Raw genomic sequence first — 24,309 nt, forward strand, 5'->3', positions numbered from 1 at the left:
GGAGAAACGAAAATGCGTGTGTATTACGACCGCGACGCCGATCTGAACCTGATCAAGGGCAAAAAGGTTGTCATCGTGGGCTATGGCAGCCAGGGCCATGCCCATGCGATGAACCTCAAGGATAGCGGCGTGAAGAATGTCGCTGTGGCTCTGCGCAAGGGCTCGGCCGGCGTGAAGAAGGCCGAGGAAGCCGGCTTCAAGGTGATGACCCCCACCGAGGCCGCCAAGTGGGCCGATGTGGTGATGGTGCTCACCCCCGATGAAGGCCAGGCCGATCTGTGGGTGAACGACCTGCGCGACAACATGAAGGAAGGCGCAGCCCTTGCCTTCGCCCATGGTCTGAACATCCATTTCAACCTGATCGAGCCGCGCAAGGATCTCGACGTGTTCATGATCGCGCCGAAGGGCCCAGGCCACACCGTGCGTTCGGAATATCTCAAGGGCGGCGGCGTGCCTTCGCTGGTTGCGGTGCATCAGAATGCATCCGGCAATGCGCTGGAAATCGCGCTCAGCTATGCCTCGGCCAATGGCGGCGGCAAGGCCGGCATCATCGAGACCACCTTCAAGGAAGAATGCGAAACCGACCTGTTCGGCGAGCAGACCGTGCTGTGCGGCGGCCTGGTGGAGCTGATCAAGGCGGGTTTCGAAACCCTGGTGGAAGCCGGCTATGCGCCGGAAATGGCCTATTTCGAGTGCCTGCATGAAGTGAAGCTGATCGTGGACCTGATCTACGAAGGCGGTATCGCCAACATGAACTACTCGATCTCCAACACCGCCGAATACGGCTCCTACGTGTCTGGCCCGCGCCTGATCACGCCGGAAACCAAGGCGGAAATGAAGCGCATCCTGGCCGATATCCAGAGCGGCCGCTTCACCCGCGACTGGATGCTGGAGAACAAGGTGAACCAGACCTCGTTCAAGGCCATCCGCGCCCGCAATGCCGAACACCCGATCGAGGATGTGGGCGCCAAGCTGCGCGCCATGATGCCCTGGATCGCCAAGAACAAGCTGGTCGACAAGGCCCGCTCCAACTAAGGCCTTTCCGGCACACAAAAGACGGCCGCCGGATCGCGCATTGATTTGCGACCCGGCGGCCGTTTTCGGTTATGCTGCCAGCGATAACCGACGCGAAAAAAGACAACCAGCATTTTAGGGTGTGACATGCCTGCTTATCGCTCCAGAACCACCACCCACGGCCGCAACATGGCGGGCGCACGCGGCCTTTGGCGCGCCACCGGCATGAAGGACGAGGACTTCGGCAAGCCGATCATCGCCATCGTCAATTCCTTCACCCAGTTCGTGCCCGGCCATGTGCATCTGAAGGATCTCGGCCAGATGGTGGCGCGCGAGGTGGAAGCGGCCGGCGGCGTGGCCAAGGAATTCAACACCATCGCGGTGGATGACGGCATCGCCATGGGCCATGACGGCATGCTGTATTCGCTGCCGTCGCGCGAGATCATCGCCGATTCCGTGGAATACATGGTGAATGCCCATTGCGCCGATGCCATGGTGTGCATTTCCAATTGCGACAAGATCACGCCCGGCATGCTGATGGCTGCTTTGCGCCTCAATATCCCGGCGGTGTTCGTTTCCGGCGGCCCGATGGAAGCCGGCAAGGTGCTGCTGGGCAGCGGCGAGCAGAAGGCGGTGGATCTGATCGATGCCATGGTGGCCGCTGCCGACGACAAGATCAGCGACGAGGATGTAAAGACCTACGAGCGTTCGGCTTGCCCCACCTGCGGTTCCTGCTCCGGCATGTTCACCGCCAATTCAATGAACTGTCTTACCGAGGCTTTGGGCCTTTCCTTGCCCGGCAACGGTTCCACTTTGGCCACCCATGCCGACCGCAAGCGGCTGTTCCTGGAAGCCGGCCGCCTGGTGGTCGATCTCGCGCGCCGCTATTACGAAAACGACGATGCCAGCGTATTGCCGCGCAGCATCGCCAATTTCGCGGCGTTTGAGAATGCCATGACGCTGGATATCGCCATGGGCGGTTCCACCAACACCGTGTTGCATCTGCTGGCTGCCGCCTATGAGGGCGAGGTGAATTTCACCATGGCCGATATCGACCGGCTGTCGCGCCGCGTGCCGGTGCTGTGCAAGGTGGCGCCGGCCAAGTCGGATGTGCATATGGAAGATGTGCATCGCGCCGGCGGCATCATGGCCATTCTGGGCGAGTTGGATCGCGCCGGTTTGCTCAACACCTCGGTGGGCAGCGTGCATGCGCCTACATTGGCCGATGCGTTGAACCGCTGGGATGTGATGCGCAGCAAGGATCCTGCCGTGGTTGATTTCTTCCGTGCCGCGCCGGGTGGCGTGCCCACGCAGGAAGCCTTCTCGCAATCGCGCCGCTACGACAGCCTGGATACCGACCGCAAGACCGGCGTGCTGCGCAGCGCGGAGCATGCCTTCTCCAAGGATGGCGGCCTGGCTGTGTTGTTCGGCAATCTTGCCGAGGATGGCTGCATCGTGAAAACCGCCGGCGTGGATGAATCGATCCTGAAATTCTCCGGCCCGGCGCATATCTTCGAGAGTCAGGATGATGCGGTGTCCAGCATCCTCACCGGCAAGGTGAAGGCCGGCGAGATCGTGCTGATCCGCTATGAAGGCCCGCGCGGCGGCCCCGGCATGCAGGAAATGCTCTATCCCACCAGCTACCTGAAATCCAAGGGCCTGGGCAAGCTCTGCGCGTTGGTCACCGATGGCCGCTTCTCCGGCGGCTCGTCGGGGCTTTCCATCGGCCATGTGTCGCCGGAAGCCGCCGAGGGCGGCACCATCGGCTTGGTGCAGACCGGCGATATCATCGAGATCGATATCCCCAATCGCCGCATTCATCTGGCTGTCAGCGATGCCGTGCTGGCCGAGCGCCGCAAGGCTCAGGAAGCCGCCGGCTGGCAGCCCGCCAAGCCGCGCAAGCGCAAGGTGTCTACCGCGCTTAGGGCCTATGCAGCGCTGACCACATCGGCCGCCAAGGGTGCTGTGCGCGTGCTCTGATCGGCCTGGGTAAGGCAACGAAAAACGGCCGCCGAATAGCTCCGGCGGCCGTTTGCTTTTGCAGGGTTGCTTGCGGCGCGATCAGTCTTTCGCCTCGGGGGCGTCGCTGTCGCGGATGCTGCCGCCGGCGGCTGCCTTCACCAGATCGAAGATATGGCGGCGCAGGGACTTTGAATCGATCCGGCTGAAATTGCGCACCAGTTCCATCGCCTGGCGCTGGGAAACCGCGCCGATCATGTTGGGGTCGATCTCATCCACCGGCAGGGTGCTGGGCAGGGTTTCGGTGGCCTGGCCCTCGAAGAAATAGCTGGGCGGCACATTCAGCAGCGCGGCGAATTGCTGCAGCCGGCTGGCACCGATCCGGTTCACGCCCTTTTCGTATTTCTGGATTTGCTGGAAGGTGAGCCCCACGGCCTGACCCAGTCGGGTCTGGCTCATTCCGGCCAGTGTGCGTGCTGCCCGCAGGCGGCGACCGACATGGCTGTCGAATTCATTGGTGCCGCGGCTTTTGGTGATGCGGGGACTGGCCTGATTCGTCATACTTTCTTTCACTCCTCCCTCCAATAAAGCCAAATATTATCAATGGCTTATAATGGAGCAACTTACCCACTGTTTAGCTGTGATTCGTCACAATTCGACAGAATATACAAAGGGAATGAATGCCTAGAGAGTTATTTTTCGATAATAAATTCGTTAACATGCCTCGGCGGCGGGCTTTCGGTCTGAAAACCTAAAGTCGTAGACCACGCTTTCGCCGTAATCCTGCAAGATAGTGAACCGGTTGGAAATTCACCCTCTGTTAAGCCTGTCGGGCGACACTGCGGCAGCGTTTCCAGTGCTTGCCAGTCATCCTTTTGCGCGAGACCCAGTAATCCCCTCGCGTGCCATTTGCGTGCAGCCCGCCGGAGCGTATAAGTTATGCTTAAATCAAAGAAATTCAGGCGAAATCGCGGTGCCGCGGGCGATCAGGCCCGGCTTTGCGCTTCGCCGGGTGGAAAGGCATCAGCATGACCGGCACCAGCACAGCCAACACAGCCAGCGCCAAAACCGGCCGCGAGCGCATCATCATTTTCGACACCACCTTGCGCGATGGCGAGCAATCGCCCGGCTGTTCGATGAATCTGGAAGAGAAGCTGCGCGTGGCGCATCAGCTCGAAAGCATGGGTGTCGATGTCATCGAGGCCGGGTTTCCGATTGCATCGAACGGCGATTTCGAGGCGGTGAACGAAATTGCCAAACGCGTCACCACTTCCATTGTCTGCGGTTTGTCGCGTGCCGGCCGCAAGGATATCGACCGCGCCTGGGAAGCCCTGAAGCCGGCCAAGCGCGCCCGTATCCACACATTCATTTCCACCAGCCCGCTGCATATGAAATTCAAGCTGCAGATGGAGCCCGAAGCGGTGCATCAGGCGGTGATCGACAGCGTAACCCATGCGCGCAATCTCTGCGACGATGTGGAATGGAGCTGCGAGGATGGCACGCGTTCGGAGCCGGAATTCCTCTGCCGCGTGATCGAAAGCGCAATCAAGGCCGGCGCCACCACGATCAACGTACCCGATACGGTGGGCTATACTATCCCCGAGGAATATACCCGCCTGATGCGCTATCTGATCGAGAACGTGCCCAACAGCGACAAGGCGCGTTTCTCGGCCCATTGCCATAACGATCTGGGCCTGGCGGTGGCCAATTCGCTGGCTGCCGTGATGGGCGGTGCGCGCCAGGTGGAATGCACCATCAACGGCATCGGCGAACGCGCCGGCAATGCCGCGCTGGAAGAAATCGTGATGGCGCTGCGCACGCGCGCCGATGCGATGACGTTTGAAACCGGCATCAAGACCACCGAGATCACCAAGGCCTCGCGCATGCTGTCGGGCATCACCGGCTTCAACGTGCAGCCCAACAAGGCCATCGTGGGCGCCAATGCCTTCGCCCATGAAAGCGGCATCCATCAGGATGGCATGCTCAAGCATGCCGGCACCTACGAGATCATGACCCCGGAATCGGTGGGCCTGAACCGCTCGACTTTGGTGCTGGGCAAACATTCCGGCCGCCATGCCTTCCGCAAGAAGCTGGAGGAGCTGGGCCTGCAGCTTGGCGAAAACCAGGTGCAGGATGCCTTCAACCGTTTCAAGGATCTGGCCGACCGCAAGAAGGAAGTGTTCGACGAGGATCTGTTGGCCTTGGTGGACGATACGGTGGGCCGCGAGAATGATCGTATCCGCTTCGTTTCGCTGCAGGTGGTAGCCGGTTCCAAGGGGCCGCAATCGGCCGAGCTGGACCTGGAGATCGATGGCCGTCCGGCCAGTGTGAAGGCCACCGGCAATGGTCCGGTGGATGCTACCTTCAATGCCATCCAGGCGCTGTATCCGCACGAAGCCAAGTTGCAGCTCTATCAGGTGCATGCCGTCACCGAGGGCACCGATGCCCAGGCGGAAGTGACCGTGCGGCTGGCCGAGGGCGGCAAGACCGTGAACGGCCAGGGTGCCGATGCCGATACCCTGGTGGCCTCGGCGCGTGCTTATATCCATGCTTTGAACAAACTGTTGGTAAAGCGGGAAAAGACCGCGCCAGCAGCAATGTCTGCCTGAATCCCCGTGGCTGGAGCCTTGCGCATGGCAGCCCAAGGCACCATAACCACCGCAAAATCCGGTTGATGAGGTGAAGTCTCGATGTTTTCGCGTTTGATGGGTTTCATGTCGGCCGATATGGCCATCGATCTCGGCACGGCCAACACGCTGGTTTACGTGAAGGGCCGCGGCATCGTGCTCAACGAGCCGAGCGTGGTGGCGATTTCCAACATGCGCGGCAAGAAGGAAGTGCTTGCCGTGGGCGACGAAGCCAAGCAGATGCTGGGCCGCACGCCGGGCAATATCGAAGCCATTCGCCCTCTGCGCGACGGCGTGATCGCCGATTTCAATGTCGCCGAGGAAATGATCAAGCACTTCATCCGCAAGGTGCATAACCGCCGCAGCTTTGCCTCGCCGCAGGTGATTATCTGCGTGCCCTCGGGCTCCACGGCGGTGGAACGCCGCGCCATCATGGAATCGGCCGAGTCGGCCGGTGCCCGTCGCGTGCATCTGATCGAAGAGCCGATGGCGGCTGCCATCGGTGCCGGCTTGCCGGTCACCGAGCCGACCGGCTCGATGGTGGTGGATATCGGCGGCGGCACCACCGAGGTGGCCGTGCTCAGCCTGGGCGGCATCGTCTATTCGCGCAGCGTGCGCGTGGGCGGCGACAAGATGGACGAAGCCATCATCGCCTATATCCGCCGCAACAATAACCTGCTGGTGGGCGAGGCCTCGGCCGAACGCATCAAGAAGCAGATCGGCTCGGCCTGTCCGCCGGAAGATGGCAACGGCCTGTCCATGGAGATCAAGGGCCGCGACCTGATGAACGGCGTGCCGAAGGAACTGGTGATCAATCAGCGCCAGATCGCCGAAAGCCTGGCCGAACCGGTAGGCGCCATCGTGGAAGCCGTGAAGGTGGCGCTGGAGCATACCGCGCCGGAACTGGCTGCCGATATCGTCGACAAGGGCATCGTGCTCACTGGCGGCGGCGCGCTGCTGGGCAATCTGGATCTGGTGCTGCGCCATGCCACCGGCCTGCCGGTGACGATTGCCGACGAACCGCTCAGCTGCGTGGCGCTGGGCACCGGCCGTGCGCTGGAAGAAATGAAGACCTTGAAGCATGTGTTGTACAACCCGGCCTATTGAGGCCGGTTGACGGGGAATCGACGGCGGGGACATGCGGCCCAGGACGGGACGAGGAATGGGACGGGGGATGCGACTGGCAGCGCCGATCAAGGCGCTGGTGCAGCGCTTTGCCTTTCTGCTGTTGCTGGCGGCCGGTATCGGGCTGATCCTGCTCGGGCGCATCGACCGCCCGGCGGTGGAACGCGTCCGCGCCGTGGTGGTGGATGTGTTCGAGCCGGTGCTGACCGCGGTGTCGCAGCCGGTGGCCTTCGTCAGCCATGTGGTTGGCGCCATCGACGATCTGATCTTTGCCCATGAAGAGAATGTGCGGCTGCGTGCCGAGAATGCCCGCCTGCTGCAATGGCAGGATGTGGCGCGCCGGCTGGAGCAGGATAATGCCTCGCTGCGCCGGCTGCTTTCCGCCGGCCCCGATCTCGGCCACAGCTTCGTCACCGGCCGGGTGATCGCCGATGGCGGCGGCCTGTTCGTGCGCACCGCACTGATCAATATCGGTACCCGCGATGGCGTGCGGAAGGGCCAGGCGGTGATCGGCGAGGGCGGCTATGCCGGCCGGGTGGCCGATCTGGGCCAGCGCGCCGCGCGCATCCTGCTGCTCACCGACATGAACTCGCGCCTGCCCGTGATGCTGCAGGAAGGCGGGCATCGCGCCGTGCTGTCGGGTGACAACTCGCCGCAGCCCAAGCTGGAATATCTGCCGGCCGGCGCACGGCCCCTGGTGGGCCAGACCGTGGTCACCTCCGGCGATGGCGGCCAGTTCCCCGCCGGCATTCCGGTGGGCGAGATCGTTCAGGTGGGCGATGGCGGCATTCGCGTGCGGCCTTTCGTTGATCTCGGGCGGATGGATTTCCTGCGCGTGGTGCAATTCGAGGAAACCCGGCTGGATGGCGAGGAATATGCCCGCGATCCGGCGCGCAGCCCCGCGAGGCGGCCATGATCTTCCGCATGGCGCCGATACTGCTGCCTTGGGGGCGCCTGTAATGTCGGCGAGGCCGGTATGAAGATCGGCCTGGCGCTGGCCGCACGCCGCCTGCATGGATTGCTGCCCGTGCTGTCTTGCCTGATGCTGGCCATCATCGGCACGGCGCCGCTGGAGCTGCCGCATTTCGGCCCCGTGGGTCCGGTTCTGGCGCTGATGGCGGTGTTCTATTGGAGCATCTTCCGCGCCGATCTGATGACGATGCTGGGCGCCTTCAGCATCGGCCTGGTGGTGGACCTGCTGTCGGGCGGCCCGATCGGGCTGCATGCGGTGTTGCTGCTGCTCACCCATGCGCTGGCGGTTTCGCAACGCCGGGTGTTTCTCGGCTCGTCTTTCCTGGTCAATTGGTGGGGTTACGGCATGGTGGCGCTGGGCGCCGCCTTCGTGAGTTGGTCGGTGGCCTGTTTGCTGAACTGGTATCTGCACGATCCGCGTCCGTTGCTGGCGCAGCTTGGCCTTTCGCTCGGGCTTTACCCTCTGGTCTATTGGCTGCTGAGCCGGCTGGAGCGGCGCCTGCTGCGCCCGGCCCTGCCGATCTGAGGCAGCGCCATGAACCGCCGCGACAACGATCTGCAACGGGTTTTCGGTCGCCGCGCCCTGATGCTGGGCGCCGCCAAGCTGGCGCTGTTCGCCGGCCTGGCCGGGCGGCTTTATTACCTGCAGGTTCTGGAATCGGATAAATACACCCTGTTGGCCGATGAGAACCGCATTTCCATGCGCCTGCTGCCGCCGCGCCGCGGCCGCGTGCTGGATCGCAATGGCATCGAGCTTGCCTCCAACCGCCGCAATTATCGTGTGCTGATCGTGGCCGAGCAGGCGCGCAACGTGGATGCCACGCTGGGGGCGCTGGCCGAACTGATCCAGCTCGATGAAAACCAGAAGCAGCGCGTGAAGCGCGAGATCGAACGGCGCCGCAAATTCGTGCCGGTGGTGGTGGCGGAAAACCTGAGCTGGGAGGATTTCGCCAAGGTGAACCTGCACAGCCCCGATCTGCCCGGCGTGCAGATGGATGTGGGCGAAACCCGCGATTATCCCATGGCCGATGTGTTCAGCCATGTGGTGGGTTATGTCGGCGCGGTATCCGAGCAGGAAATCGGCGAGGATCCGTTGCTGGAATTGCCCGGCTTCCGCATCGGCAAGAGCGGCGTGGAAAAGCTGTTCGATGGCAATCTGCGCGGCCGCGCCGGCCATAGCCAGATCGAGGTGAACGCCTTCGGCCGCGCCATCCGCGAACTGGATCGCACCGATGGCCAGGCCGGCGACGATCTGGTGCTCACTATCGATTCCGAAATTCAGCGCTATGCCATGGAGCGGCTGGGCGAGGAGAGCGGCGCCGCCGTGGTGATGGATATCCATACCGGCGATGTGCTGGCCCTGGCTTCCAATCCCGGTTTCGATCCCAACTGGTTCAATGTCGGCATCACCCAGGCGCAATGGCGCATGCTGAATGGCGACAAGCACAAGCCGCTGACCAACAAGGCCGTGCAGGGCCAGTATCCGCCGGGTTCCACCTTCAAGATGGTGGTGGGTCTGGCTGCGCTGGAAGCCGGCGCCATCACCGCCGATACCCGTGTGTTCTGTCCCGGCCATATGGAACTGGGCAACAACACCTTCCACTGCTGGAAGAAGGGCGGCCATGGCAGCATGAATCTGGTGCAGGCGCTGGAAGAAAGCTGCGACGTTTATTTCTACGAGGCCGCCCGCCGCATCGGCGTGGACAAGATCGCCGAAATGTCGCGCCGGCTGGGTCTGGGCGAGGTTACCAAGATCGACCTCACGGGCGAGCGGCGCGGCCTGATACCCACCCGGGCCTGGAAACAGGGAGCGTTGAACCAGCCCTGGGCGCAGGGCGAAACCTTGGTGGTCGGGATCGGCCAGGGCTATGTGCTCAGCACGCCGCTGCAGCTTGCGGTGATGACCGCGCGGCTGGCCAATGGCGGCTATAATGTGACACCGCGCCTCGTGCGCAACGATGGCAAGCTTGGCCCTTCGCCGGAAAGCCGGCTGGCGCATCAGATCTATGCTTCCGCCAATCTCAAGCGCGAACATCTCGATCTGGCGCTGGAAGGCATGATCCGCGTCACCTCGCCGCCGCGCGGCACCGCCCAGGGCGCCCGCATCACGCAGCCGCAATTCGCCATGGCGGGCAAGACCGGCTCCAGCCAGGTGCGCCGCATCTCGCGCCTGGAACGCGAAACCCGCGTGCGCAAAAACGAAGAGAAACCCTGGGAAGAGCGCGACCATGCGCTGTTCGTGGCCTATGCGCCGATCGCATCCCCGCGCTATGCCTGCGCGGTGATCATCGAACATGGTGGCTCCGGCGCCAAGGCGGCCGCTCCGGTGGCGCGCGATATCCTGCTGCAAACCCAGTTGCGCGATCCCTCGCGCAAGGCGCCGCCGCCGGAACGTCCTGCCGGTTCCACGGCGGATCGGCAGGCGCGGCCGGCCGCATCGGAATCCGGAGGCTGAGATGCGCCAGGCCCGCTTCCATGATCGTTTCAACAATCCCAGCCTGGGGCGCAAGCTGCGCGATATCACCTGGGGCCTGGTGCTGTTGATCACGGCGATTGCCTGCGTCGGTTTCATGCAGCTTTATTCCGCGGCCGGCGGCGATATCGACCCCTGGGCGGATCGCCAGATGGCGCGTTTCGCCGTGGGCCTCACCATCGCCGTGGCCATCGCGGTTACCGATATCCGTATCTGGCTGCGCATGGCGTATTTGTTTTATGCCGTGGCCTTGGTGCTGTTGGTGGCGGTGGAATTGTTCGGCCGTATCGGCATGGGTGCGCAACGCTGGCTCGATCTTGGCGTGGTGCATGTGCAGCCTTCCGAAATCATGAAGATTTCCATCGTGCTGGCGCTGGCGCGGTATTTCCATGGCCTCAATCTCGAAGATGTGGGGCGCATCCGCTGGCTTTTCGTGCCATTGGCGCTGGTTGGCGCGCCGGTGATCCTGGTGATGAAACAGCCCGATCTGGGCACCGCCATGCTGCTGCTGATGAGTTCGGGGGCGGTGTTTTTCTATGCCGGCGTGCGGCTCTGGAAATTCGCCCTGGTGGTGGCCGGTGGTCTGGCCAGCTTGCCGGTGGCCTGGAATCTGCTGCACGATTATCAGAGGAAACGCGTGCTCACCTTCCTCAATCCGGAGCAGGATCCGCTCGGTTCGGGCTATCACATCCTGCAATCCAAGATCGCGCTGGGCTCGGGCGGCTTCACCGGCAAGGGCATTTTGCAGGGCAGCCAGAGCCATTTGAGCTTCCTGCCCGAAAAGCAGACCGACTTCATCTTCACCATGTTCGCCGAGGAGCATGGCTTGATCGGCGCGATGGCGCTGATCGGGCTTTACATCCTGATGCTGGCTTATGGCTATGCCATCGCGCTCCGTTCGCGCAGCCAGTATGGCCGGCTGGTGGCGGGCGGGCTCACCGCCATGTTGTTCCTCTATGTGTTCATCAATATCGCCATGGTTTCCGGCGTGGTGCCGGTGGTGGGCGTACCGCTGCCGCTGGTTTCCTATGGCGGCACCGCGATGATGACCCTGCTGATCGGCATCGGCCTGCTGATCAATGTTTACGTCCACCGCGATGTGGAAATCCCGCGCCATATGAGCAGCTTCTAACCCGCTGGCAAGAAACAGGAATTTCCCGCCCGCAAAAGCCTTGCATTCGGCGCGAATCCGGGTATGTTTCGCCCGCTTTCAATGGCCCCCGGGTACTTGTACCCCTGGGCGGTCCGGGGAAAATGGGCGCATAGCTCAGTTGGTAGAGCAGCTGACTCTTAATCAGCGGGTCCTAGGTTCGAGCCCTAGTGCGCCCACCATTTTCCCCCTGATTGGCATTTTCCCTCAGGTCGGAAAGCATTTCTCATAGATATCTCAGCTTAGGCATATCTCAGGTTGGGCTGACGGGCGGGTTTCTGCTCGCGCCTTTGCGCATAGGCCGGCCATGCGGCCCGATTACGGGCCGAGCGTGCAATAATCGCGTTTTGTCATGCTTTGGTGATCCAAGGGCGGCAAAAGACGGTATAGTTGTATGGATTGTGGAGGCACACCCAATTTCTCGTTCGAATTGCCAATGGATGGGGGTGTGCCGTTTACCTATAGAATTGTCCTCAAGAAATTCCGCCGGCTCGTTCGGCAACAGAATGACAGGAGGCGTTCATGATTGGTGAAAGCATTCAGGTCAGGCAAGGGCTTACTTTTCCACTGCTGGCGGTCGGCGCGGCTCTGCTGGTTTTGGTTTCGCCGCCGGCTCAGGCGCAGTTCGGGGGCTTTTCGCCCGGCGCGGTATCCACCCAGAACATGACCAATGCGATTTCCGGCAACATCGCCTCCATCTTCAATGCCCGCATGAAGGTGAATGACGACGTGGCGCTGAAGATCGAGGGCGCCGCGTTGGCCGAGAATGGCGCGCATCTGCTGCTGGTCGCCTCCGATGGCACGCGCTCGGTGTGGGACATGCAGACCGGTCGTGAATTGCGCCGTCTGAAATCCGGCGCGGCCTTGCCCGATGGCCTGGCCAATGCCAAGCCGGCCAGCCGTGTGGCGCTGGGCGAGGTGACGCTGAATGTGAAGGATGGCGTCGGCATGCTCGATGGCCAGGGCCGCAACAACAATCTCGGCCGGTTGGTGCTGGCCAAGGATGGCTGGGCCGTGGTGGCGGAAACCGGCCTGTTCGATTCCGAAGGCGATGGCATCGAAGCCGTTAAGTGGGCCGCCAAGGATCTCACCTTCGATCTCGATCAGTTCAGCGAGCAATATTACGAGCCAGGCCTGCTGGCGCGGCTGAGCCGCGTGCCGCTGAAGGTGGCCGAGGCGCCTGCTGCCGCACCCACTACTGCTCCTGCTGCAACGGCGACCGCCAAGCCCGAGCCGAAAGCCGAGCCGGTGCTGGTGGAATTGCCGCCGCCGGCCCCGCCGCCGGCGCCCAAGGTGGTGGTGTCGAAGGAATTCGCCATGCCGCCCCGGGCCAGCTTCGCCAGCCTGAAAGCCGATGCCGAGTCCGACAATGAGGATTTCGAAATCGCCTATGCGGCCGAGAATCTGGGCGGCGGCGTGGAAGAAATCCGTGTGTTCCAGAATGGCAAGCTGGTGCATGCCGATCCGGTGAAGAAGGAAAAGCTTTCCGCCGGAAGCGCCAAGGGCAGCTTCAAGGCGCGGTTGGTGAATGGCCCGAATGAATTCCGCCTGGTGGCGCTGTCGGTGGATCGCATCGAAAGCCGCCCGGTGAAGGCCAAGGTGAATTACACCGGCGCGGAGAAGAAGAGCCGCCTGCATGTGCTCACCATCGGCGTGAACCAATATCGCAATCCGGCGTTGAACCTGAATTTCGCGGTGGAAGACGCCACGGCGATTGCCGAGTATTTCCGCAAGCAGCCTACCACCATCTATCGTGAGATCGTGGTGCATACGCTGTTCGACGATCAGGCGAACAAGGCCAATATCCAGGCCGCCCTGGCCAAGCTTTCGGAAACCAATCCGGAAGACATGGTGCTGCTGTATTTCGCCGGCCATGGCGATACCTTCGGCGATTCCTGGTATTTCATGCCGCATGAGGTGCGCTATCCCGAACGCGAGGATGAGGTGAAGTCGCGCGGCCTGGCCACCGCCGAGATCAATGAATATGTGAAGAATATGGGCGCCCAGAAGGTGCTGCTGATGATGGATGCCTGCAAATCCGGTGCGGCGCTGGTGAAGTATCGTGGCTTCGAAGATCGCAAGGCGCTGATGAAGGTGGCGCGCGCTTCCGGCGTGCATGTGGTGGCGGCTGCCGGCAAGGATCAGTTTGCCGCCGAAGTGTCGCAGCTTGGCCACGGCATCTTCACCTATACTTTGCTGGAGGGCCTGTCGGGCAAGGCCAGCCGCAAGGATCAGAATTTCGTCACCGTGCGCTCGCTGACCAATTACATCGAGGATCAATTGCCGGAGATCAGCCAGGCCCATAAGGGCGTGTCGCAATTTCCGGTCGTCGATTCACGCGGTATGGATTTTCCGGTGGCGGTGTTCTGATCGGTCCCTGATCCGTGTCGAAACGCATCCGGGTCTGGGGCTTCGAGCTGGCGCTGCTGCTGGTGGCCGTGGCGCTGGCATGGGCTCTGCCGCGCCATCTGGCCTTCACGGCGATTGCGGAAAACTGGGCGCAGGATTTTCGCGCCAGCTATTATGCCCCGCATGAGCCAACCCATCCCGAAATCGTGGTGGTGGCGATTACCGAGGATACGCTGGCGCGGTTTCCCTATCGCTTTCCGGTGGATCGCGGTTTCCTGGCACAGTTGATGACGTATTTCAAGGATGCCGGCGTCAAGCTGGTGGCCTTCGATATTCTGTTCGACCAGCCCACCGAAGCGGCGAAAGATGCGGCTTTCCGCGAGGCGGCCTTGGCTTTTCCCACGCCGGTGATAACCGGCTGGACCGACCGCCAGACCGGCCTGACCGAAAAGCAATGGGCCTTCCAGCATGACTATCTCAAGGGCATGCTGCCGGCCTGGTCGAATACCCTGAAGGATGTGAGCGATTCCACCATCCGCCGCATCTTTCCGGGCCGCGAGGAGGAAGACGGCAGCTATCGCCTGGCTTTCGGTCCCGCCATCGCCAAGCAGCTCGGCATCGAAACCCCGCGCGAGGCGCAGACCATCCGCTATCGCATCACCGGCGATAGCGAGAAGCCGGCCTTCCGGCAGTTTCCTGCCCATGCCGTGCCGGTTCTGCCCAAGGCCTGGTTCCGCGACAAGATCGTGCTGGTGGGCGCCGATCTGCCGTTCGATGATCGGCATCGCACGCCGCTGGCCGCGGCCCAGGGCCATGCCGCAGGCGTGATCCCGGGAGTGGTGATCCATGCCCATGGCCTGGCGCAATTGCTGGCCAGGGAAAATCCGCCGCGCGGCGATGTTTCGCTCGAATTGCTCAGCGCCGCTTTGCTGGCAGCAATTGCCATCGCGCTCAGTTTCACGCGCATTGCGCTGGCCTGGCGTTTTCTGCTGGCCGGCCTGGCGGTGGCGGGTTTTCTGGCGATCAACTTCCTGCTCTTCCGCCATGCCTCGCTCACGCTGCCGGTGGTGTCGCCGGTGCTGGTCTTTGCCTTCACCATGGGGGTGAGCAGCTATCACGCCGCGCAATTGCGCGACGGCGAAACCCGCTTCATCCGCGAGGCCTTTTCGCGTTATGTGGCACCCAGCCTGGTCAGCCGCATGCAGGAGCATCCGGAATTACTCAATCTCGGCGGCGTGAAGCGCGGCGTCACCGTGCTGTTCACCGATGTGGAAGGCTTTACCGGCCTGTCGGAAACCCTGGATCCCGATATGCTGGTGCGGGTGCTGAACGAGTATCTCGACGGCATGGTGCATTGCGTGCATGTGCATGGCGGCATGGTGGATAAATTCATCGGCGATGCGGTGATGGCAGTGTTCGGCGCGCCGGAGCCGAGCGCGGATCATGCCGAGAAGGCGATTGCCTGCGCCATCGATATGCATCTATTCGCCACCGATTTCGCCAACAAGCAGCGTGCGGCCGGCATCGATTGGGGGCGCACGCGGCTTGGCGTGCATACCGGCGATGCCGTGGTGGGCAATGTGGGCGGCAGCCTGCGTTTCGATTACACCGCCATCGGCGATACGGTGAATACCGGCTCGCGGCTCGAGGGCGTGAACAAATATCTCGGCACCTCGATCTGCGTATCCGAAAGCTCGGCTGCCACCTGCAAGCTGCCGCTGCGGCCGATCGGCCGGCTGGTGGTGAAAGGCCGTGTCGATCCGCTGGGCACCTTCACGCCGGTGCTGGCCGGCGAGGAGGCGCTGGCCGAGGAATACGCCAAGGCCTATGCCGCCCTGCAGGCAGGCGATGCCAAAGCGCCTGCCATGTTCCAGGCATTGGTGGACACATACAACGATGCGCTCAGCCGATTCCATGTGAAGCGGCTCAAGGAAGACGACATCTCCGATCTGATCGTGATGAAGGATAAATAGCCATGCGCCGCTTCACGCTTGCCTTGTTGGTTGCCCTGCTCGCGCCGCTGCCGGCCCTGGCGCAAAGCCTGATCGTGCTGGAATCCAGCTTGCCCAACTATGCGCTGGGCGCTGAAGTATCGGCCGATGCGGCGCTCAACCTGCCGGATAAATCGCGCCTTGTGCTGGTGGCGGAAGATGGCCGCAGTGTGGTGTTGACCGGCCCGTTCCAGGGCAATGCGAAGTCGAAGATGGCTGCGGGCGGCGGCGGCAACAAGGCTTTCAGCACCGCGCTGGCCAGCCTGGTGCGCAGCGCGCAGGAAGAAACCAGCTCGGTGGGTGCGGTGCGTGCCGCCGGCATCGGCACGCGCGACGAAGCGCTGATGGTCAATCTGTCGGAGAGCGGCGATTACTGTGTGGCCGAGCCCGCCAAGCTGATGATCACGCGCTACAAGCACGAAACCGCGCCCAAGATCAGCATCACCGTGGTGGCCGATAGCAGCGAAGTGGAGATCGTCTGGCCCAGCGGCACCGACCGCACCGCCTGGCCGATCCCGGCCAAGGTGGAGGATGGCGCCAGGTTCATCGTCAGCCAGGATGGCAAGGATAGCCGCACGCTGATCACCTTGGTGAAGGTGTCTGGCAATTATCCCACCGTGGCCCACGAGGCGGTGGAGATGGCCAATGCCGGCTGTGCCGAGCAGGCCCGCATGCTGCTGGCGCTCATGCGCCGTCAGGCGAAATAGAACAAGGCGCCGCCGTCAGGCGAAATAGAATACAGGGCGCTCAGGCCGCCTTGCGGCCATGGCCATACAGCCATTCCAGGCTGATATGAAAATCCTCGCCGGATTTGGCTTGCAGCCAGGCATTGCGGGCCATGCGGCGCGGGCCATCGGGGTGATACACGTATTCGCCCATGGCGCGCGATGCCAGTTGCAGCCGCGTGGTGCGCGGCAGGCGGGCCTGGCGATAGGCTTCCAGCGCAGCCGTCATGTCGTCCGGTCGGGCGGCCAGTTGCTCGCCCAGGCAGACCGCATCTTCCAGCGCCATACAGGCGCCTTGCGCCATGTATTGCAGCATCGGATGCGCGGCATCGCCCAGCAGGGCCACGCGGCCATCGCACCAGCCTTCCTGCGGTTCGCGGTCGCACAGCACCCAGCGTTTCCAGCTATCGGCGGCATGGATGATGCGCTGCGCACGCGGCACCACATGGGCGAAAGCCTGATGCACAAGTTCGGTGGGCACAGGCTCGCCGGCCACCGCTTCGGTGGCGCCGCTATGCACCGTGGCAACCAGGTTGAACACCTTCCAGCCCTGCAAGGGGTAATGCACGATATGGCATTTCGGCCCGGCCCAGAGCGTGGCGGCATTCCAGCGCAATTCTTCGGGCATCTGCTCGGTGGGGATCACCGAGCGGAAGGTGGTATGGCCGGAAACCATAGGCGGCCCATCCTTCAGCATTTGTGCACGGATCGCCGAATGCAGGCCATCGGCGCCGATCAGGGCAATGCCCTCCAGCGTTTCGCCATTGGTCAGGGTGGCGCGCACTCCGCCGGCATCCTGGCTGTAGGATTGCACACGCGCGCTGGTGCGCAGGGTTACCTTGGCATCCTTACGGCAGGCTTCCAGCAGGGCGCTATGCAGATCGGCGCGGTGGATCACCGCATAAGGATTGCGAAACCGTTTGCGGAAGGGTTCGTCCAGCGGCACCACGCAAACCTGCTCGTCGGTGCTGGCATCCATCAGCACCAGGCCATCGATGAATACCGCCTTGGCACGCACCAACTCGCCCACGCCCAAGGCATCCATGGCATGGAAGGCATTGGGCCCGATCTGGATGCCGGCGCCGATTTCGCCCAGGCTGGGGGCTTGTTCCAGTACAGTGACGGAAAAGCCCTGGCGGGAGAGCGAAAGCGCTGCGGCCAAGCCGCCGATGCCGCCGCCGGAAATCAGAATGGTCTGCGTGGTCATGTCGCGTTACCGGGTGTTGAGGTTCAAACGATCTTGCCGGGATTCAGCAGCCCGGCCGGGTCCAGAGCAGCCTTCACCGCGCGCATGATCGCTATTTCGGTTTCGCTGCGGGTGATCTGCAAATAGGGCTTTTTGTCCACGCCGATGCCATGCTCGGCGGAAACCGAGCCACGGAAAGCGGCCAGAGGGCCATAAACCAGCTTGTTCACCGCAGGCTTGTCGGCCGCCGTGCCGCAACTCAATGCGATATGCAGGTTGCCATCGCCCAGATGGCCGTAGCTGATCACGGTGGGCTTCGGGCTGGGCCAGCGCGCCTCCAGTTCGGCCCGCAGATTGTTCACATAGCCTTCCATCTCGGGGATCGGCAGGCTGATGTCGTAAACGAATAGCGGCGACAGGGTGAGCAGGTAATGCACGTCGTCGCGGATGCGCCAAAGCTGCACACGCTCGGCCTCTGAACGTGCCAGCACCGCATCCTCGATCCAGCCATGCTCCATGGCTTTTTCCAGCATCGCCTCGAAGGCGGCATCGTCCGTCTCGGGATCGGCGCCTTCGCATTCCACCAGCACATAAAACGGGAAAGTCTGCGGCAGCGGCGGCTTGTGGCGGCCTTCGGCGGTGAGCAGCAGGTAATAATCCAGCCACATCACTTCATACGACGAAAGATTGCCGCCCGAGGCGGCGCGGAAATAGCCCAGCATGTCGGTCACGGCGGCAAAGCTGCTGCAGGCGGCCAGCACGGTCTGGCGCGAACGCGGCGCCGGCTGCAGCCGCAGGATAGCGCGGGTGACGATGCCCAGCGTGCCTTCGGTGCCGATGAAAAGCTGCTTGATATCCAGCCCGGTATTGTTTTTCAGAATCTTGAACATCGACGAGACGATCTCGCCATTGGGCAGCACGGCTTCCAGGCCGAGAACCATCTCGCGCGTCATGCCATAGCGCAGCACCTTGTTGCCGCCGGCATTGGTGGCGATGTTGCCGCCGATGGTGGCCGAGCCGCGTGCGCCGAGATCCAGCGGAAACAGCAGGCCCTCCGCCTCGGCGGCTTCCTGGATCGCCTGCAAGGGCACGCCGGCCTGCACGGTCATGGTCTGGGCGATGGGGTCGATTTCCTCGATGGCGGTCATGCGCTCCAGCGACAGGGCGATTTCATGCGGACCCACCAGGCTGCCGCCTACCAGGCCGGTCATGCCCGCGCGCGGCACCACCGGCACCCCGGCTTCATGGCAAAGCCGCATCACCAGGGCCACCTCCTCGGTGGTTTTCGGCCGCACGATGGCCATGGCCTCGCAACCGCTCTTGACAATACGCGAAACCGGGCGAGCCTTAACATCCTCGCCGGTCAGTATCGCCGCATCGCCCAGGCGGCTGCGGATCGTGTCAACAACTGGATGCATGTTTCCTCCGAACGGGGCGGATCGTGGCGTCCGATTAGGTCGCATACTAACTTGTTTCAGCGCGGCCTTGCCAGTATTATCGCCGCCCAAAATCAGGGGCGCCAGGAGGAAATGATGTCTCAGCCCGATCAGGTCCAAAGCGTGCCGGCCGATCTGTTGGCCCGCCTGGCCGAATTCGATACACCAACGATTTGCAATGCGCTGGAACTGATCGCGCCCGAGCGCCGTGCCGTGGGCTTCACCACCGAGCCGCTGCTCTGCCTCTATCCCGATCTCAAGCCGATGGTGGGCTATGCCCGCACCGCCACCATGCGTTCGATCCAGCCGCAGCGGATTCCGCCGGATCAGATCGGGCCGCGCACCATGGCTTATTACGAATATATCGCCGATGGCGGGCCGCGTCCCTCGATCTGCGTCATCCAGGATCTGGATGGGGCACGGGCCGGCTTCGGGTCGTTTTGGGGCGAGGTGAACACCAATATCCACAAGGGCCTGGGCTGTCTGGGCGTGGTCACCGATGGCAGCGTGCGCGATGTGGATACCAATGCGCCGGGTTTCCAGATGCTGTGCAGCATGGTGGTGCCCTCGCATGCGCATTATCACATCGTCGATTTCGGCGGCACGGTCAGCGTGGCGGGCCTGTATATCAATCATGGCGACCTGCTGCATGCCGATCGCCATGGCACGGTGATCATCCCGGCCGAACATGCTGCCAAAATTCCCGAAATGGCGGAAACCCTCGCAAAGCGCGAAGCGGTGCTGATCGCGGCGGCCAGGCAGCCGGATTTCAGCATCGCCATGCTGCGCAAGGCCATCGGCGATGCCCGCAATATCCATTGAGGCAATCGACGCCCATCATCATATCTGGCAGCCCGGTGCCGGCCGCTATCCCTGGATGCAGGCCGGCAATAGCAAATTCATGGGCGACCCGGCGCCGGTCTGCACGAATTACGAGATAGCCGATTTCCGTGCCGAGGCGGCGGGTGCAGGCGTAAGCCTGGCGGCCAGCGTGCATTTGCAATGCGGCCGCGATATCGCCGATCCGCTGGTGGAAACCGCCTGGGTGCAGCAGCAGGCCGATGCTGCCGGCCATGCCATCGCCATCGTCGGTTATGGCAATCCGGCATTGCCGGCATTCGATGCCCTGCTGGATGGCCATGCCGCCCATGCCGGCTTTCGCGGCATTCGCCATATGCTCAATTGGGGCGAGACGGATCGCTACCGGCTCTGCGACCGGGGCGATTACATGCAGGATGCCGCCTGGCTTGCCGGGCTGAAGCGCCTGGCCGCGCGTGGCTTGAGTTTCGATCTGCAGGTGAATGCCTGGCAGTTGGAAGAAGCAGCAGCCATGGCGCGCGCGCTGCCGGAATTGCGCATCATCCTCAACCATGCCGGCACGCCGTTCGAATACCGCGATGCGGGTTTTCATGTCTGGCAGCGCGGTATGGCCGCCCTGGCGGCCAGCCCCAATGTCGCGGCCAAATTCTCCGGCCTCGGCATGGTTGATCCGGCCTGGGATGCAAACAGCGTGCGGCCGCTATTCGATTTCATGCTGGAAAAATTCGGCCCCGATCGGCTGATGTTTGCTTCCAATTTTCCCATCGACCGGCTCTATGGCAGCTATGGCCGGGTTTATGATGCTTATCGCCGCTTGGCCGCCGATCTCAGCCCGGCCGAACAGCGGGCACTGTTTTTCGATACCGCGCAGGCGATTTACCGCCCGGCGCGCAAAGCATAGAGAGAGCCATGAGCAACAAGCGCGCGCATTATCCTTCGCTGGCAGGCCGTTCGGTTTTCATATCCGGCGGCGGCAGCGGCATCGGCGCCATGCTGGTGGAGTTTTTCGCCCGCCAGAAAGCGAAGGTCTGCTTCATCGATATCGCCGATGCGCCGGCCAAGGCACTTTGCGCGCAACTGATCGAACAGGGCTTGCCGGCGCCGCTCTATATCCGTTGCGACGTCACCGATATCGCCGCGCTGCAGGCTGCCATCGCGCAGGCGGCGCAGCGCCATGGCGCCATCGATGTGCTGGTGAACAACGCCGCCTATGACGAACGCCACAGCCTGGCGGATCTGACGCCGGAGCTTTGGCAATCGCTGATCGATGTGAATCTGCGCCATCATGCCTTCGCCATCCAGGCGGTGGCGCCTGGCATGCGGGCGCGCAAATCCGGCAGCATCATCAATCTTTCATCCATCACCTGGCTGAAAGGCACGCCGGGCCTGCCGGTCTATGTCACGGCCAAGGCCGGCATCGTGGGGCTTACCAAGGCGATGGCGCGCGAATTGGGCGGCGATGGCATCCGCGTGAATGCCGTGCTGCCGGGCTGGATCATGACCCAGCGGCAGATCGAGAAATGGCTCACACCAGAGGCCGAAGTGATGCTGATGCGCAATCAGGCATTGAAGGAAAAGCTTTATCCCGAGGATGTGGCCGCGATGGTGCTGTTCCTCGCTGCCGAGGATAGCCGGTTGATCAGCGGCCAGAGCTTCAACGTGGATGGCGGCGCCACCTGACCCTGTTCACACTGCGTGATGGCAGCTTACTTCGCGGCCATCCAGCATCCGCGGTTCCGGCGCCTGCTGCTTGCACAAGGCGGTGGCCTTGGGGCAGCGCGGATGGAAAGCGCAGCCCGGCGGCGGTGCGGATGGATTGGGCAGGTCGCCCTGGATATCGGCGGCGCGGCGGCGCTGCTGCGGGTCGGGATCGGGGATCGCCGCCAGCAGGGCTTCCGTGTAGGGATGCTTGGGCGCGTTGAAGATGGTTTCCACCGCGCCCTGTTCCACGATGCGGCCGAGATAGACGATGGCTACGCGGTCGCAAACATGTTCGATGATCGCCAGATCGTGTGAGATCACGATATAGCTGAGGCCGAATTCGGCGCGCAGGTCGGCCATCAGATTCAAAATCTGTGCGCGCACCGAAACATCCAGCGCGCTCACCGGCTCGTCGGCCAGAACCAGTTTGGGATTCAGCGCCAGGGCGCGGGCGATGCCGATGCGTTGGCGCTGGCCGCCGGAAAACTGATGCGGATATTGCCGGGCCTGGGCCGCCGTAAGGCCCACCTTCTCCAGCAGCGCGATGGCGCGTTCATCGGCCTGTTTGCGCGGCAGGTCGGTCAATGCATCCAGCGGTTCGCGCACCAGCTCGAAGGCCCGCATGCGCGGATCCAGCGAGGCATAAGGATCCTGAAACACGAATTGCATGTCGCGGCGTGCCTCGCGCAGGGCACGGCCCTTGGCATGGGTGATATCCCGGCCATTCAATTTGATGCTGCCGCCGGTCGGCTCCAGCAGGCGCAGAATGCAGCGGGCCAGCGTGGTTTTGCCGCAGCCGCTTTCGCCCACGATGCCCAGCGTCTCGCCTTGCCGTAGCCGGATATTGATGCCGTTCACGGCATGCACATGGCGTTTGGGCTTGAACGGCGCGGAGCGCAGCGCAAAACGCATGGAAAGGTCGGTCACTTCCAGCAGCATGTCGTCTTTCCCGCCGCTCATGCCGGGCCCTCCCAATAGCAGGCAGCATCATGCCCCGGTCCGCGCTCGCGCATCGGCGGCATCTGCTGTTCGCATTGCGGCATGCTATGGCTACAGCGGCCGGCGAAGCGACAGCCCTGGGTTACTTGCGCAATGCTGGGCACGCTGCCGGGAATCTCTTGCAGTCGCGTGCGCTTTTCGCCGGGCTTGCGATGCCGAAGCCGCGGCACCGATCCCAGCAGGCCGATGGTGTAGGGATGTTTCGGCGTGGCGAAAACCTGCGCCGTTGGCCCGGTCTCCACGATGCGGCCGCCATACATCACCGCCACGCGATCGGTATATTGCGCCACGATGCCGATATCATGGGTGATCAGCAGCACGCCAAGGCCGAGTTCGCGGCGCAACCGGTCGATCAGGTTCAGCACCTGGGCCTGGATGGTCACATCCAGCGCGGTGGTTGGCTCATCGGCGATCAGCAGATCCGGCGTATAGGCCAAGGCCATGGCAATCATGGCGCGCTGGCGCATGCCGCCGCTGATTTCATGCGGATAGCGGCGCAGTACGCCTTCGGGATCCGGGATATGCACCAGGCGCAGCAATTCCAAAACACGCTGGTGATTCTTGCGCGTATCGCTGTCGCCATGCGCCACGAAGGCTTCGGATATCTGGTCGCCGATCGTGTAGCAGGGATTCAGCGCCGAAAGCGGCTCCTGGAAGATCATCGACAAGCGCTTGCCGCGCAGGGCGCGCAGCGCGGCGGCCGGCAGGGCGGTGAGATCGGTGTTGTCGAACAGGATATTGCCGCCGGTGACGCGACCCACCTGGTTGTCGACCAGGCCCATCACGGAAAGTGCGGTGACGCTCTTGCCCGAGCCGCTTTCGCCCACCAGGCCCAATATCTCGCCGCGCTGCACGGCAAAGCTCACATCGTTCACCGCCCGGCGCGGGCCGGCCGGGGTGGTGAATTCGGTAACGAGGTTTCTTACGTCCAGCAAAGCCATGGCGCGCTCAATTATGCAGGCCGCGCAGGCGCGGATCGAGGATGTCGCGCAGGGCATCGCCCAGCAGGTTGAAGCCCACCAGCGTCAAGGTCAGCATCAGGCCGGGGAAGGTGGTCAGCCAGGGCGCGCCCAGAATGTTGTTGCGGCCATCCGCCAGCATGTTGCCCCAGGAGGGTTCAGGCGGCGTTACGCCAACGCCCAGGAAAGACAGCCCGGCTTCCACCAGGATGGCATTGGCCATGAAGACCGTGCAGGTAACGATGATCTGCGCCGTGGCATTGGGCAGCACATGGCGCAGAATGATGGTGAAGGGCCGCTGGCCGCAGGCGCGGGCGGCTTCCACGTAATCCAACTCGCGCAAGGCCATCGCCTCGCCGCGCACCACGCGGGCAAAACGCGGCACGAACAGCAGGCTGATGGTGAGGATCAGGTTGATCAGGCTGGGGCCCAGGGCGGCCACCATCGCCAGCGCCAGCACCACGATGGGAAAGCTGAGCAGCACATCCACCGGCCGCATCAGCACGGCATCCACCCAGCCGCGAAAGTAACCGGCCGTCACGCCGATCAGGCTGCCGATCACGCAGCCGATGAACACGCTGGCAAAGCCGATCAGCAGCGAAGGCCGGGCGCCCCAGATCATGCGCGACAGCACATCGCGGCCGAAGAAATCCGTGCCCAGCCAATACTCCGCCGATGGCGCCTGGTTGGAGGCCACCGGATCTATCGCCAGCGGATCGTAAGGCGCGATCCAGGGCGCAAACAGCGCCAGCAGCACCATGCTGCCCACCAGCACCAGGCCGGTCAGCGCTTTCGGGCTTTTCAATATGCGCGAGAAAACCATG

General features: G+C 62.9%; 20 protein-coding genes and 1 tRNA gene. 15 read left to right on the forward strand and 6 right to left on the reverse strand.

Annotated elements, in window-relative coordinates:
- Nucleotides 1-12: 12 nt before the first annotated feature.
- Both ilvC and ilvD read left to right on the forward strand, forming a co-directional pair.
- Nucleotides 13-1,035, forward strand: a complete 1,023-nt coding sequence (ilvC, locus tag KF827_RS00975; RefSeq protein WP_290998406.1) for a ketol-acid reductoisomerase — start codon at nt 13-15, stop codon at nt 1,033-1,035.
- 126 nt (nt 1,036-1,161) lie between these two features.
- Nucleotides 1,162-2,994: a dihydroxy-acid dehydratase gene (gene ilvD / locus KF827_RS00980; RefSeq protein WP_290998409.1), complete on the forward strand. Its 1,833-nt coding sequence runs from the start codon at nt 1,162-1,164 to the stop codon at nt 2,992-2,994.
- An 81-nt stretch (nt 2,995-3,075) separates the two neighbouring features.
- Here ilvD and KF827_RS00985 read toward each other — a convergent pair whose 3' ends face one another.
- Nucleotides 3,076-3,534, reverse strand: coding sequence for a helix-turn-helix transcriptional regulator (locus tag KF827_RS00985; protein ID WP_290998412.1), 459 nt, complete (start codon nt 3,532-3,534; stop codon nt 3,076-3,078).
- Between the two features lie 467 nt (nt 3,535-4,001).
- Here KF827_RS00985 and KF827_RS00990 point away from each other — a divergent pair, with 467 nt between their 5' ends.
- The 10 genes from KF827_RS00990 to KF827_RS01035 all read left to right on the forward strand — a co-directional run bounded on the left by KF827_RS00990 (nt 4,002) and on the right by KF827_RS01035 (nt 16,367).
- The gene (locus KF827_RS00990) at nt 4,002-5,582 is read left to right on the forward strand and encodes a 2-isopropylmalate synthase (protein WP_290998415.1); all 1,581 of its coding nucleotides are present in this window, start codon (nt 4,002-4,004) and stop codon (nt 5,580-5,582) included.
- Between the two features lie 81 nt (nt 5,583-5,663).
- Nucleotides 5,664-6,707, forward strand: coding sequence for a rod shape-determining protein (locus KF827_RS00995; RefSeq protein ID WP_290985694.1), 1,044 nt, complete (start codon nt 5,664-5,666; stop codon nt 6,705-6,707).
- A gap of 67 nt (nt 6,708-6,774) precedes the next feature.
- Nucleotides 6,775-7,641: a rod shape-determining protein MreC gene (gene mreC, locus KF827_RS01000; RefSeq protein ID WP_290985697.1), complete on the forward strand. Its 867-nt coding sequence runs from the start codon at nt 6,775-6,777 to the stop codon at nt 7,639-7,641.
- Between the two features lie 60 nt (nt 7,642-7,701).
- Complete coding sequence (gene mreD / locus KF827_RS01005; protein ID WP_290998419.1) at nt 7,702-8,223, forward strand: rod shape-determining protein MreD; 522 nt, start codon at nt 7,702-7,704, stop codon at nt 8,221-8,223.
- A 9-nt stretch (nt 8,224-8,232) separates the two neighbouring features.
- A complete protein-coding gene (mrdA, locus tag KF827_RS01010) occupies nt 8,233-10,152 on the forward strand; it encodes a penicillin-binding protein 2 (protein WP_290985703.1) in 1,920 nt (639 codons plus the stop codon).
- Between the two features lies 1 nt (nt 10,153).
- The gene (gene rodA, locus KF827_RS01015; RefSeq protein WP_290998430.1) at nt 10,154-11,302 is read left to right on the forward strand and encodes a rod shape-determining protein RodA; all 1,149 of its coding nucleotides are present in this window, start codon (nt 10,154-10,156) and stop codon (nt 11,300-11,302) included.
- Nucleotides 11,303-11,426: 124 nt separating this feature from the next.
- Nucleotides 11,427-11,502 (forward strand) — tRNA-Lys (locus KF827_RS01020).
- A gap of 340 nt (nt 11,503-11,842) precedes the next feature.
- Nucleotides 11,843-13,690 (forward strand): caspase family protein, encoded by a 1,848-nt coding sequence (locus tag KF827_RS01025; protein WP_290998433.1) that lies wholly within the window; start codon nt 11,843-11,845, stop codon nt 13,688-13,690.
- Between the two features lie 14 nt (nt 13,691-13,704).
- A complete protein-coding gene (locus KF827_RS01030; RefSeq protein ID WP_290998436.1) occupies nt 13,705-15,642 on the forward strand; it encodes an adenylate/guanylate cyclase domain-containing protein in 1,938 nt (645 codons plus the stop codon).
- A gap of 2 nt (nt 15,643-15,644) precedes the next feature.
- A complete protein-coding gene (locus tag KF827_RS01035) occupies nt 15,645-16,367 on the forward strand; it encodes a hypothetical protein (RefSeq protein ID WP_290998440.1) in 723 nt (240 codons plus the stop codon).
- Between the two features lie 40 nt (nt 16,368-16,407).
- On the opposite strand, the gene KF827_RS01040 is transcribed toward KF827_RS01035, so the two are convergent.
- A complete protein-coding gene (locus KF827_RS01040; protein WP_290998446.1) occupies nt 16,408-17,592 on the reverse strand; it encodes a 3-hydroxybenzoate 6-monooxygenase in 1,185 nt (394 codons plus the stop codon).
- Nucleotides 17,593-17,615: 23 nt separating this feature from the next.
- The gene (locus tag KF827_RS01045) at nt 17,616-18,989 is read right to left on the reverse strand and encodes an FAD-binding oxidoreductase (protein ID WP_290998449.1); all 1,374 of its coding nucleotides are present in this window, start codon (nt 18,987-18,989) and stop codon (nt 17,616-17,618) included.
- Nucleotides 18,990-19,103: 114 nt separating this feature from the next.
- Here KF827_RS01045 and KF827_RS01050 point away from each other — a divergent pair, with 114 nt between their 5' ends.
- The 3 genes from KF827_RS01050 to KF827_RS01060 are packed head-to-tail and all read left to right on the forward strand — an operon-like array spanning nt 19,104 to nt 21,506.
- A complete protein-coding gene (locus KF827_RS01050; protein ID WP_290998452.1) occupies nt 19,104-19,829 on the forward strand; it encodes an RraA family protein in 726 nt (241 codons plus the stop codon).
- Nucleotides 19,810-20,727, forward strand: coding sequence for an amidohydrolase (locus tag KF827_RS01055; protein WP_290998460.1), 918 nt, complete (start codon nt 19,810-19,812; stop codon nt 20,725-20,727). Before KF827_RS01050 ends, KF827_RS01055 begins: the two co-directional genes overlap by 20 nt.
- 8 nt (nt 20,728-20,735) lie before the next feature.
- Nucleotides 20,736-21,506: an SDR family oxidoreductase gene (locus KF827_RS01060; RefSeq protein ID WP_290998464.1), complete on the forward strand. Its 771-nt coding sequence runs from the start codon at nt 20,736-20,738 to the stop codon at nt 21,504-21,506.
- A 6-nt stretch (nt 21,507-21,512) separates the two neighbouring features.
- Here KF827_RS01060 and KF827_RS01065 read toward each other — a convergent pair whose 3' ends face one another.
- The 3 genes from KF827_RS01065 to KF827_RS01075 are packed head-to-tail and all read right to left on the reverse strand — an operon-like array spanning nt 21,513 to nt 24,308.
- Nucleotides 21,513-22,487, reverse strand: a complete 975-nt coding sequence (locus KF827_RS01065; RefSeq protein ID WP_290998467.1) for a dipeptide ABC transporter ATP-binding protein — start codon at nt 22,485-22,487, stop codon at nt 21,513-21,515.
- Nucleotides 22,484-23,467 carry an ABC transporter ATP-binding protein gene (locus tag KF827_RS01070; protein ID WP_290998475.1) on the reverse strand — a complete coding sequence of 328 codons (984 nt, stop codon included), beginning with the start codon at nt 23,465-23,467 and terminating at the stop codon, nt 22,484-22,486. Before KF827_RS01070 ends, KF827_RS01065 begins: the two co-directional genes overlap by 4 nt.
- Nucleotides 23,468-23,474: 7 nt before the next feature.
- Nucleotides 23,475-24,308, reverse strand: coding sequence for an ABC transporter permease (locus KF827_RS01075; RefSeq protein WP_290998478.1), 834 nt, complete (start codon nt 24,306-24,308; stop codon nt 23,475-23,477).
- Nucleotide 24,309: the final 1 nt, after the last annotated feature.

Source organism: Ferrovibrio sp. (assembly GCF_019636075.1).
Classification (GTDB): domain Bacteria; phylum Pseudomonadota; class Alphaproteobacteria; order Ferrovibrionales; family Ferrovibrionaceae; genus Ferrovibrio.